The sequence below is a fragment of the Paraburkholderia sp. GAS448 genome, from assembly GCF_050435685.1.
In the GTDB taxonomy this organism is placed as follows: domain Bacteria; phylum Pseudomonadota; class Gammaproteobacteria; order Burkholderiales; family Burkholderiaceae; genus Paraburkholderia.
Map to the genome: position 1 here is coordinate 251,074 of NZ_JBNDKT010000011.1, position 11,478 is coordinate 262,551.

The 11,478-nt window shown below is 56.8% G+C and carries 13 protein-coding genes and 2 pseudogenes; 6 read left to right on the plus strand and 9 right to left on the minus strand.

All coding sequences use genetic code 11. From position 1 onward, the window contains the following. Nucleotides 1-3: 3 nt before the first annotated feature. The 3 genes from P3T23_RS21655 to P3T23_RS21665 form a co-directional block, all read right to left on the minus strand. Complete coding sequence (locus tag P3T23_RS21655; RefSeq protein WP_429318166.1) at nucleotides 4-1,005, minus strand: YqaJ viral recombinase family protein; 1,002 nt, start codon at nucleotides 1,003-1,005, stop codon at nucleotides 4-6. A 77-nt stretch (nucleotides 1,006-1,082) separates the two neighbouring features. After that, nucleotides 1,083-2,048 carry a DUF932 domain-containing protein gene (locus P3T23_RS21660; RefSeq protein ID WP_429318167.1) on the minus strand — a complete coding sequence of 322 codons (966 nt, stop codon included), beginning with the start codon at nucleotides 2,046-2,048 and terminating at the stop codon, nucleotides 1,083-1,085. A gap of 116 nt (nucleotides 2,049-2,164) precedes the next feature. Beyond that, nucleotides 2,165-2,308, minus strand: a complete 144-nt coding sequence (locus P3T23_RS21665; protein ID WP_429318168.1) for a hypothetical protein — start codon at nucleotides 2,306-2,308, stop codon at nucleotides 2,165-2,167. Between the two features lie 452 nt (nucleotides 2,309-2,760). Here P3T23_RS21665 and P3T23_RS21670 point away from each other — a divergent pair, with 452 nt between their 5' ends. Further along, on the plus strand, nucleotides 2,761-3,033 hold the full coding sequence (locus tag P3T23_RS21670; protein WP_429318169.1) for a hypothetical protein: 273 nt from the start codon (nucleotides 2,761-2,763) through the stop codon (nucleotides 3,031-3,033). A gap of 26 nt (nucleotides 3,034-3,059) precedes the next feature. Here P3T23_RS21670 and P3T23_RS21675 read toward each other — a convergent pair whose 3' ends face one another. Next, the gene (locus tag P3T23_RS21675; protein WP_429318170.1) at nucleotides 3,060-3,485 is read right to left on the minus strand and encodes a transcriptional regulator; all 426 of its coding nucleotides are present in this window, start codon (nucleotides 3,483-3,485) and stop codon (nucleotides 3,060-3,062) included. Nucleotides 3,486-3,643: 158 nt separating this feature from the next. Between P3T23_RS21675 and P3T23_RS21680 the strand changes: the two genes are divergently transcribed. From P3T23_RS21680 to P3T23_RS21690, 3 genes are all read left to right on the plus strand, one after another. Continuing rightward, nucleotides 3,644-4,189, plus strand: a complete 546-nt coding sequence (locus tag P3T23_RS21680; RefSeq protein ID WP_429318171.1) for a hypothetical protein — start codon at nucleotides 3,644-3,646, stop codon at nucleotides 4,187-4,189. A gap of 76 nt (nucleotides 4,190-4,265) precedes the next feature. Continuing rightward, complete coding sequence (locus tag P3T23_RS21685) at nucleotides 4,266-5,126, plus strand: hypothetical protein (RefSeq protein ID WP_429318172.1); 861 nt, start codon at nucleotides 4,266-4,268, stop codon at nucleotides 5,124-5,126. Nucleotides 5,127-6,084: 958 nt separating this feature from the next. Further along, a complete protein-coding gene (locus P3T23_RS21690) occupies nucleotides 6,085-6,462 on the plus strand; it encodes a hypothetical protein (protein WP_429318173.1) in 378 nt (125 codons plus the stop codon). 45 nt (nucleotides 6,463-6,507) lie between these two features. On the opposite strand, the gene P3T23_RS21695 is transcribed toward P3T23_RS21690, so the two are convergent. Next, a complete protein-coding gene (locus P3T23_RS21695; RefSeq protein ID WP_429318174.1) occupies nucleotides 6,508-7,620 on the minus strand; it encodes a tyrosine-type recombinase/integrase in 1,113 nt (370 codons plus the stop codon). Nucleotides 7,621-7,694: 74 nt separating this feature from the next. Here P3T23_RS21695 and P3T23_RS21700 point away from each other — a divergent pair. Next, nucleotides 7,695-7,793 (plus strand): annotated as a pseudogene (locus P3T23_RS21700) (hypothetical protein); the annotation flags it as partial. A gap of 68 nt (nucleotides 7,794-7,861) precedes the next feature. On the opposite strand, the gene P3T23_RS21705 reads toward P3T23_RS21700, so the two are convergent. Continuing rightward, nucleotides 7,862-8,002 (minus strand): hypothetical protein, encoded by a 141-nt coding sequence (locus P3T23_RS21705; RefSeq protein WP_429318175.1) that lies wholly within the window; start codon nucleotides 8,000-8,002, stop codon nucleotides 7,862-7,864. An 89-nt stretch (nucleotides 8,003-8,091) separates the two neighbouring features. Here P3T23_RS21705 and P3T23_RS21710 point away from each other — a divergent pair. Further along, nucleotides 8,092-8,259, plus strand: a pseudogene (locus P3T23_RS21710) (Arm DNA-binding domain-containing protein); the annotation flags it as partial. Between the two features lie 1,570 nt (nucleotides 8,260-9,829). Here the strand turns inward: P3T23_RS21710 and P3T23_RS21715 are convergent. The 3 genes from P3T23_RS21715 to P3T23_RS21725 form a co-directional block, all read right to left on the minus strand. Next, the gene (locus P3T23_RS21715) at nucleotides 9,830-10,381 is read right to left on the minus strand and encodes a CzcE family metal-binding protein (protein ID WP_429318176.1); all 552 of its coding nucleotides are present in this window, start codon (nucleotides 10,379-10,381) and stop codon (nucleotides 9,830-9,832) included. 121 nt (nucleotides 10,382-10,502) lie between these two features. Continuing rightward, nucleotides 10,503-10,838: a DUF4148 domain-containing protein gene (locus P3T23_RS21720; protein ID WP_429318177.1), complete on the minus strand. Its 336-nt coding sequence runs from the start codon at nucleotides 10,836-10,838 to the stop codon at nucleotides 10,503-10,505. A 66-nt stretch (nucleotides 10,839-10,904) separates the two neighbouring features. Then, nucleotides 10,905-11,249 carry a DUF4148 domain-containing protein gene (locus P3T23_RS21725; protein WP_429318178.1) on the minus strand — a complete coding sequence of 115 codons (345 nt, stop codon included), beginning with the start codon at nucleotides 11,247-11,249 and terminating at the stop codon, nucleotides 10,905-10,907. Nucleotides 11,250-11,478: the final 229 nt, after the last annotated feature.

Here is an 11,478-nt window from a genome sequence, read left to right on the forward strand (position 1 = left end):
CGATTAGACGGAAACGAGGAACCGGCGGGAGCCAGGCTTCGTGATGGCGTACTGCTGTTGCATTTCGGGGTGCTCGGAAAGGAGCCGTTTCAGGTCGATGCCAGCACTGTCCTTGCTTCGCTTGTATGTCACTACGCCAGTCTCGAACACCGCTCGGGAAGCATCGGCCATGGCTTGCTGTAGGCTTTGCTTGAGCTTCGATTCGAGCTGTTCCCGGGTTTCGATTTCCGCACGGACCGTAACAAGGTCGGCGAAGGTGGCAGACAGACTGCGGTCGTTGGAGTAGTCGACCGTGCTTCCGGCGTCTCTCGGAAACAGACAACGCAACGCTCGATCAGCCGAGTCAGAACCGTCAGCAGGCGGAGGCGTGTCGCTTTCGACGTATTGCCAGAACCGGGCTTCGAGTTCGATCAGACGGCCGATCAGCTCGTCGTCACGTTCGATGCGATGCACGTCGAGTTTCTGACCGCACACGAGAACAGCAACGTGAGCCGCCTGCTTTCCGGTCACCGCAAGCTGATGCTGCACCTGAAGCTGAACGTATTCCGGCACACCGTCACGCCACAACCGTGAACCAAAATCGCCTGCTGTTTTGCACTCGAGAATTTGCACGTCAGAAGCGCCGACGACTTCACGATCGAGGTTCGCTAGCATGAATGGCACGTTCGGATGTCGGAGAACCGCGTTGACCTTCCGAACACGGTTGCCGGTTTGTTGGCTATAGGCTGCAGCGACTATTGGCTCCAGCAACGTTCCCCAAAAAACTGGATGTGCGGTGTCATTCGGGTCCGGCTTTTCAAGGTGTTCGTCACGCCCCGTTTTTTCGAGCCACAATTCCAATTGGCTCTTGTACGGGTTGAGGCCGACAGCAGCCGCTGCGTCCGATCCTCCAATGCCCGTTTTGCGAACAGCGAGCCAGTCCTCACGATCGAGATTCAACGTGTTGATCAGTCGAAGCGCAGGCTTCTGCTTTGCTGGCTTTGCATCTTGTGTCGCAATGCTCATGATTCGCTCCTTCAATGAAAAGAGCCCGACGAACCGAAGTTCAGCCGGGCTGCTGGTACTGCATTGGAGATTAGGATTCAGGCGACGAGTCGTAACGCTTCATCCCATGCCTTCTGCTTGAGCGCTGCACCGGCACCAAACCATGCTGCGTCCCGACGGTGGTCTTCGCTGCGGGCTCGACGTTCGTGGTCAACATACTCGGTCACAGCATTGACGAGCCCCCATGCCGTCCCTGATGCTGATGCGAGGTCTGCACCTTTGCCACGGCCGGCGAACAGTTCATGTACGGCTTTGATTGCACGGTCGTTGGTCGCCGCAGTGGAGCCGCTGGAAGCTGTGGTTGTCGGATACGTCAGGACTCTCTTGAAGTACACTTCTGCCGTTTCGGGCTTCACCTTCCGTTCGGACAGAGCTTTCATGCGAACCATGAATGCGTCCCACGACGAGATGGCGATACCGAGTTGGCGCTTGACGGCCTGGGCGTCGAACTGGCTACGGTGTGGGACTTTCACTGCACCAGTGCTTTCGCCGAGGGCTATCGCCAAAGTGTTGTTACACACGACTCTGACGGACGTGAATTGGGCTGTGGTTGCCAGCGTTCCATCACAGGCAGTGGCGAGAAGTAGATAGCCGTTCACTTCGTCACGGCCTTTCAGCGTGGCGGACTGCCCGGTACGGGCAAGGGCCCAGAGTTTTTTCCCGTCTTTGAGGACACCCGCTGTTTCCAGCTCGTACCCGCCGACCTCCGTTAGGTCCCTGTAAAACTCCAGGATTTCACGAGGCTGCACGACTTGATATCGACTGGAGACGACCGATAGCGGGGCCTTGTTGTCGCTCCGATAAAGCACCTTCTGTTCGGGAAAAGCATGGATTGAGCCGAGACCGCCGCTCCCGGCGACGAAGCGAACTTCGGCTTCTTCTATCTGCCAGTTCATACCGGCTGCACGAGCCCACGATTCGATTGGTTGGTTGGGGGCGAGCTGTTTCCCCAGCCCATGCCACGGCTGTTCGCCGACATAGGCCATGTTTTCGACCAAGTGCATGTTGAACTCCTTGAATAGACGAGCGCAACCAGCATGGCGATGCCAGGCAAAGCTGCGACTGAAACTGGGAATGGGATTGATGCAGCCGGACCGGCTACGGAGAACTACGGGAAGGTTTAGACGAACTCGGGGTGGTTTGCCCAAGGATCATCGTCACGACCGCGCAGGTGGCCCATCAGGCGCTCCTTCAGATACACGACGACGGCGGTGATGGCTTCGATCAGCACGACGAGCAGAACGCTCATAGCAGCACTTTTCATGGTGACTCCTTGGTTAGGCGGAAGCGGAGTACTTCCTGTATTTTTCTTGTACCAAGGGGCCGCTCGAAAATTGAGCAATGTGTCAGGTCGGCGGGCGGCCCGGAGAACCGACAAAGCTCTGTAGGAACCCAGAGATTTTCGAAAATTCCAGGGTTCCCGATTCTCGCAAAACCTTGTGTGGCTTGGCTTTGCTGGGACTGGCGATCTCTTATATATAGACAGAGAAATGCAGCTACGCAGACGGCTCCGCCGACCATGCAGCGGTAAAGCCGGCACGTTGGATGGGAGGTGCGTCATCTTCGCAACAAAGCGGTGCAGGCCACACAACTGTTCGCCTGATTTTTGATAGCCTTTGTCCTGCTGGCGACAGGAGACCGTCGTATCGTGCCCCCCAGCATGACAGCACGGATTGACACCAGCGGAAGAGTACCCGACGACAGGAGGGCTTCATCATGCTGAGGTGGATTGCAAACTGGGCTGTGCGACATGCACCCACGCCGGAAAAACAGGCCGAAGGCGCTTTGCGAGAACTACGTCTGGAGCTTTTTCAGGCGGAGCAACGTGTGCTGGACGCACAGATACACGCAGATTACTACCGGGCTCGCCTGGCCTTTTGCGAAGAGGTTGTGAAAAAAGGCATTGAGCAGGTATCTGACCAGCGCACAGGCCAGCAAGAGACCTCAAAGGCGTTGTGGCCGGGACTCAAGCTCACGGCGGCGCAATAGTCTAAGCCGTTGCCCGGTGGGGACCGTTACTCTTTCCAGATTTCGCTGTCGAGGGCGAACTGTTCGATGACGCCTTCGACGAGTTGCCGCCGATATGCCGGCAGGCGTCGCAGACGACGGATCAGTTCCAACTCGTCCGCAGTCGGCCGGATCGCTTCGTCAGCCGGCTTTGCGTCTTTCGGTGGCCGGCTGCGCTTCATATCCGTCACGCCGTACCGGAGCCACTGCTCTGACACATCCAGCCACTCGGCGAGCGTCTTGATCTTATCGACGGTCGGACGGGCGGTACCCGACAGCCATTTCTGTGCTGCCTGCGGTGTGATCGGTTCAACTGGATGCCGCAGATTGAATTGCGTAGCGAGCTGCGACGCAGTCTCGATTTTCTTCGAGCTGCGCTTTAGGGCTTGTTTCAGGCGGGCGGCAAACGCCTTCTTTTCGTCCAGTTCTGGCATCGGCGCAGTGTCCGATAGATGCCACTTATCGTGATAACCATGTGGTTGTTACTGAAAACCAGATGGTTTATTCTTGCGTATCAGAATCAATAAGTACGCAAAGAGCCATCTGTGTTAAATAAGAACGACAAGGCGTACGCCGATAACGGGGCTGCCGTATGACCTGGGAGTTTGAGAATGCGGTGCCTCAGGGTGGCAAGAGTCCAGGTCTTGCGACCGTACTGAGCCTCTTCTGCGTCGGCGCGGGCCAGGTCTATAACGGTGATGCAACGAAAGGCGGATTCATGTTTCTCGCTGCAGTGGCCGGGGGCGTGGTGCTCGGCTTTGGGGCCTGGCTGCTAATAATTCCGCTTATCATTTACGGCATGGTTGACGCCAGCCAGACGGCGAATGCAATCAACGCTGGACTCGTACGTTCCGCCGAGGAAAGGAAAGCCGCCGCTGTGACCGCAGCGAAGCTGGAAGCCGAGACCGTGTCTGCTCAGGACTTCGTCACGCAGATCGAAAAGTTGCATCGTTTATCGAGCAGCAACCTGTTGAACGCTGAAGAGTTTACCGAGCGGAAAAAGCAGGTCTTGCTTACGCTGCATTCTCGCCGACCGAGAGAATCCGCCGAGGATTTTCTTGCTGCGTTGATTCCGCTGGTTCGCAGTGAGGCGTTATCGACTGACGAGCTAACGCAGATCAAATCACTAGTCCTGTGACGGTTCGTGACGAGTTAATCCGTAAGCCTAGCGCAATAGGTTCTACGAAATCCTTGCTCAAGAGAACTCAACACAAATGAAGCGCAAACTTCTCCTTGCGGCCGCCATGGTCGCCCTAATTCTCTTTGCAGGCGTTGCCGTTCGGAAGACAGGTCAAAGTCTAAGAGCGTATGTTGAGTATGAGAGGACGGCCAGCAACAGTGAACAGAATATTCTCCGGGAGATGCGCATCGGACATAACGATAATTTTCCGGGGATCTATGTATGGCTAGGAGATGACCACGTCATTGTGCAAGATCTCGCCGATGCCCGTGCAGTCGAAGAAGCCACATACGGTTCAATCGGGCGTTTTGTCTTGCCTTTGACACACAACGCTGACCTTAGAAAATGCGTCACCGGTCTACATGCGAAGCGCCTCGATAGCCTTCGGGCGCTTGATCGCATGACAGCTAGTCATCAAGGCCCGGACGAACTTGGGGATCGCTACCTCGCCGCATCGGTAGCCTACAGGGGGCAGTTAGCTACTTGCGGCGTGTTGTTAGGCGGTTTTTCCCCGTCAGATATCTCATCGGGGCAGCAGACTCCCGATGCGCCTGCACAGAACAAGTTGAGTGTGCCGACAGCATCTGGCAACACCTCAGGCATCGAGCACACTTACAAAGCCGCCTATTCGAGGCTCAGGTCGTCAAAGTCGACAGCGGATATCGCCGACGCAGATATCACCGATCTCGCTGACATTCTTGCGCATCCGACTACCGAAGCAGACTGGAAATTCTTGTCGGAACTTGATGCTAATGCAACCGATCCAGCTAACTCGTGTGATACGGCCGATTGTGCGATCGACCAGAACATTGTTGGGAAAGCCGAGCAGATGATCAAATCGGCAGGCCTCGTTCCGCCTCCATCAATGTCGATTCACTTTAAGTTGGTGTCGTGATGCGAAAACTGGCCTCTCTATGCCTGTTGTTTGGCGTCACGGTTTGCGCTCACGCAGACGAAGGAACGTTCAACCTCTGCATGGCACGAGCGCAAGCCATCGAGTCAGTCTCCGAAATCCGAGATAAAGGCATAAGCCAGCACGAATATGAAATTCAATACGCCAAATTTTTGGGCCGACCTCTGACCGCTGTGGAGAACGAGGTGGTGCTCCTGGCTTACGCAGCGCCGGACTATCCGCCGAGGAAGTTGTACAGGCTTGCCGCAAGCGGATGTCAGAAATTCTTACCATGACCTGGCTGGCCCCGGGAGTGGGACCCTTGTTTCACCGTGACGGGTGTGACGAGGCAGAAAGACGGCCGTGACGATGAAAACTAGTACCGCACAACGGTTGTGACATTGTGACGCTCGTGACGTGACAAGGCGGGCTCCCTAAGTCAGCCTATTCTCGAACCGACAGACGAGCCCATGGAATCGTCGAGGATCGGGGGCGAGCCTATATATTTTTGTTCGTCACAAACGTCACATTGTCACAACCTAGGGTCGGCGGGGATTTTCAGCCTGCTGGCCCTGTCACGCATTCGTCACACCGTCACAAACCCACGGCTGGATCAACCTTCCCCGAGCCTCCAAGACTGGCGAGCGGGCCAACCTCTACGAATTGAACAAAAATTCATCCCAGATCCGATCACGAACTAAAATAGATTTAGATAAGAACATGTCAAGAAATTATCTTGACGTTAATAGCTAAATGGAGGAGAAGTGTTCAATTCTGAAAATTATGTTCGTACCGCTGTAGACCGGATCGGGGGTCCGACGAGGACCGCAACGCTTGTTGCCGTCAGCAACGCCACTATCCACGCTTGGCTCAAATATGGCCGCATACCGAATATCGACAAGGCACGAGCCGTTGCAAAGGCGGCGGAGATGGACGTTCAGATGCTACGGGGGACACGGTGATGGATATCGCCACGCTCAGAAATGTGCTCGAGCATCGAGTAGAGATCAGTCCTGTGACTGGCCGGCCCCGGTTCAAGTCAATGCACAATGACGTCTTGTTCTACATCGAGCGGCTTGGCGGAAGTGCGAAGGCCGCTACGCTCCTAGGTACGTTCCCAGCAGACGTGGAACAATGGATCGACGAGCACCATGTTCCTCAGCCCTTTGCAGACCGGATCCGCAAGCTTACAGGCGCATACGTGTCCTTGATCCAGGCGCCGCCGACTGTTGTGATAGGGGAGGCGTGCGTTTGGCCGCCGGTTCGGAGCGGCGACATCCAGAAGAAACTTGGCCTGCCGCCGCTTGCAGAAGATGGTGCTATACGCGTCTATTCATAGACCTATAGCTGTTTCAGCTCGAGCTAGTCACCTCTTGGTGGTAGTTCAATTGGCCTGTTCAAAGATGTGCGGACCGAACGAGGTCTTGTCGTCCGATGGTTGGGAAATCCGATCCAGCTTCTCGATCAGAAGTCCTGTTTGCAGATGGCTGTACCGCTTCAGGCACTGCATCGTCCGATGTCCAGAGATTGCGGCCACTTCGATCAGATTGAAGCCTCCCTCAACCAGCGAACTGATGCGTTCATGCCGCAGGTCGTGGAAGCGAAGATTCTGCAGGAACGGATCACGTTCGAGTTCGCCTGTTGGGATGCCCCTTTCTCGGGCTTCATTTTCGTATGCGTGACGGGCACGCCGCACTGCTCGCTGAAATGCACCCGACAAACTTGTTCCGTTTTTTTTGAAGAGCTTTCCATCCGTCCGGCGGGGAAGGGCATCAAGTGTTTTGGTCGCCCCCAGTGACAAGGGAACAGTACGGGCATCGCCGTTCTTGGTCAGCGGAAGCCAGACAACACGCTTGCTGAGGTCAATGTACCGCCATTCCAGACTCAGGATCTCGGAACGGCGCATCCCGGTTTCAACTGCCAGCTGGATGATCGTCTGGAGGTCGGGGGCGAAGCGGGCAGCATGAAGAACATAGTCAAGCTCCTGGCGGCTGACACGCCGTTCCCTTGCCTTGCTGTTCGGCGGCTTGCGGATCTCGCTCATCGGATTCGTATCAAGCATCAACCAGTCCCTGGCGCAGACCGTGAGCACGGCCGAAAGGCAATCGACGTACCGGCGTGCACTGGCAGGCTTCAGCGAGGAGCGAAGAAGCTTGTCCCGTTCGGTAACGAGATGCTGCCTAGAAATTTCGCTTACCTGACGATTTCCGAGGGATGAGCATTTCCAGTATCGAAGCAGGTATTGCTCAGACTGATGGCCTCGTTTGACGGGAAGGACTTCAGTACAGTACCGGTCGATGGCATCGGCGAGCGTGAACCTGGCCGATGGCAAGGCCGACCTGCTGCTTCCAGCCACGCCGACGCCATGCTCCAGCAGGATCCTCTGGTGCGTCTCCCAGCGTTGCGCTTCCGCTTCGGTCCCAAAGCTTTGGGTGACCGTACGGCCATTGACGGTGAGACGTACCTGGAATTTGCCACCACGTAGACGAATACTCATTGCTCTGACCCCTTGGACAGAGCCTGGACAGGAAGGAACTGAAAACAGGTGAAGCCAAGCCAGGCAAGGCTTCCGGACACGTGTCGAACCGGATCATCAACGAGGTTCGCGGGATCAACCGGGTCGTCTACGACATTTCCGGGAAACCGCCGGCTACGATTGAGTGGGAATGATTCGACGTTAGTCGCGTGCTTTCGGCAACTATCGGAAAACCCAGTAAACGCCGCGCTCTGCGCGGCGTTTACTCGTTTTTAGATTCGTCATCTATCGCCTGCAAGCGCCAATTTTTGACGGTATTTTTGACGGTATTTCGAAAAACCCGTTCGTCAGGAAAATCGTATACCGTCAGATGCGCAGTAGCGCCCTGACGGTGTTTTTCCATTGAGATCCTTGCTGGGCGGGCGTTGTACAGTGTTGGATGACGGTATAGAGTTTGACGGTATACGGAAGGCAAAAGTAGCGCTTACGCCCGTGCTGAACGATACGAAGCTCCGGAACCTTAAGCCCCAGGACACGCTGTATAAGTTCGTCGACCGGGACGGCCTGTATGTTGTTGTCAGTCCGGGCGGCGCCGTCTCGTTCAGGTTCGACTACCGCCTTAACGGTCGGCGGGAAACACTCACAATCGGTCGCTATGGTGCACGTGATCAACGGGGTCCACAAACGCGCCCTGGACCGCCCGTGCAACGTCGTCGTATGCCGCCGCTGGCGGACCCGTGGGAGACGCGGGCTCGTCGCCCGTCCGACGTGACAGCAGATAGCCGTTACCCGACGGTGTTGCCAGATGAGTCGATGATCGTGAAGGAACTGGAGCGCACGACAGCGGAACCGTACCGCCGTTCTGAGCCTTCGTCAGGTTTGGTCCCGATGCCGAGCAGCCCCCGGTCATCTGAAGGCGAGGCCACGTGTTGATACCGCATCATCATGTGAAATGGGTGACGCGTTTTCATACCTGACTGTTCAGGCGGAAAACCGAACCATTAAGCCAGGAAAACTTATCTTAATGGCGCGGTTACAGATCACGTTTTTCTGAAAATCAGGTTCCCGCGAGGTTCGCGGTTTTCGCAGGAACGCAGCTGTTGTGCCGCCCAGGTCACACATTCGAGAGGAGGGTGTCGGGTAGTCAGGACGGACGGTGCGGGCTGATGGAAAAGCGTTCCGCCAGGCTGTCAACAGGCGCACAGGAGACGGGCACTATCCGGCGGGGCAAAAACATGTAAGGGGTCGCTCGCCGGTCACTCGTGTTCAGGCAGGACGTTTGCCCGAGAAAACCAGACGATCTCATGATCGCGTGAGCGACGGACTAAAGGTGAGAACCTGCGGGATGCCGGGTGGACGCTGCGTCTGTATTCGCGGCGTATGTGCTCCCATGCAGCGGCGACCAGAAGCCACGAGGAATCCACCGATCATGGGCCATCAAACGCAACCCTGATAACTGGCGATTATCATGGTTAAATTGCGCAAAAGAAAACGCCCGCGTTGTGTCGCAGGCGTTTCCGTGGCCCCGCTGCCGCGTCCCATGGGGGAGATTTCGAGCCCCCTTGCTGCTGTTCAGGACCGGCTTCCGCGCGGCTCTCTTCCAGTATAGGGCGCGCATCGGAATATCCAAGGTCGCCCTTCGCCGGCCCGCGGGGGCAGCTCGGACCGGCGGACCTGACGTCATTGCGTGTCGGACGCAAACGACGAGGATGAAATTGTGGCTTTCGCACCCTTCATTTGCGGGAAGGCGGCGAGGCCTCTCCGTATGTGCCGCTTACCGACCGCTTCGATCGGGCGCCGGCTGAACCCGTTTTGCGACCACGCACCGCGCCGCGCGTAGACATATTTTCAGCTCCCATGCTTCCGCCATTGCGCGACCGCGCCGCGACCGGTAGGGTGACATCCGCACCTGGACCTGATAGGTCGTGGTCTTGCAGCACCTCATGCTCGATGCCGTTGCCCGCGAGCCCGCCGCCGATCGCGCCGGCAGTCGTGGCGAGCACACGGCCGCACCCGTGGGCGCTTGGTCGTCGAGCAGCCCGCCCGGGACGGCGCCGTCCACGGCACCGATTCCCGTCGAGGGCTCCTGCGTCTGAACCTCGTTGACCGCGACGATGTCGCCTGCGTTCGGGGCCACGGCAGTATGCCTGGGTGCCGCTGGCTTCGTTACACCTTGAAAGGAATTGCCACTCACATAGCTTGGCGCCGGCGCAGCTTAAACGACATGTGCTTATTCATCGTCATCTCTTGGGGTTATATAGACGATGATGCGATGCGAGGTGACGTTAGCCGGAACAATGTCCTGGAGGTTGAATTCCGTCTTGAGCCCGTCGAACTTCCAGGTAATCTCTGCATTATCGTGCACGAGTCTTATGACTTCCCAGCGGGTAACGTTGAGATAGCGAGTGGTATCGGACAGGAAAACGGTCCGGGTTGGCGGCCAGCCGGGGACTTGCTCGCCGTAGTATTCACTCTCGGTCGACGCGAAGCCAGTTGACACGTGCAGTGCCAACGCAACAAAGATGAGGGAAACGGATGTCTTGCTCATGATGTTCAGCGAAGTCAGTTTGATCAGTCGCAACCCGGCCGCCAGCAGCGGGCAGGTCTCTGTTTCGGGGTTTTCGGCGGATGATTTGGGCGATGCCCGCCTTGACTTGCATCCCCCGGAAATGCGCCGCGAGTTCACGAGCCCCTGTTCGTCCACTGCTGTAAAGCGCGCTTTAACGCTCCATCGTGCCCGTTCTAGCGCACTTATGCTTTGCTGAGCAGGGCTACTCTTCATGGCTATGGCTATGGCAATTAGCCCCTCTCATGAGGTTTGCGGCAGTGATTCGAGCTGCTCTTCGTGGGCCTCGCAGGCTGCATCATCGACGCATCGTACGCACATCGACGGCCTGACGAAGTCAGTGTCCGGAATAGATCGAGCGCGCAGGAGTCTGCGCGGTTGGCTTCCCTGTTTCGGATGAGCCGTGCTGTTGCGTTCCGCCCATGGACTCGACAGCCCGTTGCTGGTCGATTTGGGCAGCGTTTTGGGCGGCGACTCTCGCCTCCGCAGCCTGAATATCGGCAGGGTAATTCGCATCGTCTTCAGCCGCCGGATTGTATCCGGCTTGTTCGAGTCTTATGAGATCGGCGCGTACCTGTGCTCTGGTAAGTGGGACGGACGCGGACTGGGCAAAAGTCAATGAGGAACTGACTAGCGCACCGAGCGTCAACGTCAGCAGGGCGAGTTGTTTCATGATCTGGATTCCTTCCAATAGAGGACCGGTTTGCCGGGAAACGAGTGAAGCACGGAGACATACGGCTCAGGAGCCGCCGAAAAAAATATCGCAGAAGCTAACCGGTCCGACGCAGGCCGGTGGGGCGGATGGAGACGTCTTGCGCTTGATGTGACCGGCGTCGCTTCTGCCTGTCATTTCGGCACCCGTACCGCTGTCGTCGTTTTGCTGCTTGAGCCCGGCGGCTTGCTCTTCAGAGATCGGGGCGACGTCGGTGGATGATGCGTCGGTGACAGAATTCAGACCGTTGCTTTCAGCTTCGATCAATTCCTGACGCACTTGCTCTCGGGTCTTTTCTTGAGCCGGCGCGCTGGTGGCAATCCCCACTGCGGCGCAGAACATCAGGGAAACAATCACGATTCGTTTGATCACTTTCGACTCCTGATTAGATGATGAGAATGAAATGGTGATGCAAATTGAAGGTCGCGGGCGACTCGTCTGATTACCATCTGGCCACAGGCATCGTAGTGGCCTGGCCTATAGAAGGCAGAGTCGTCGCGATGCCACCGTTCGCCGGTATAGGGATTTATTGAGCCACGCTACAAACACATACTCGTCGTATGCGTTGCAATCGACCAGAATCCGGTGGGGCAGAACGTTG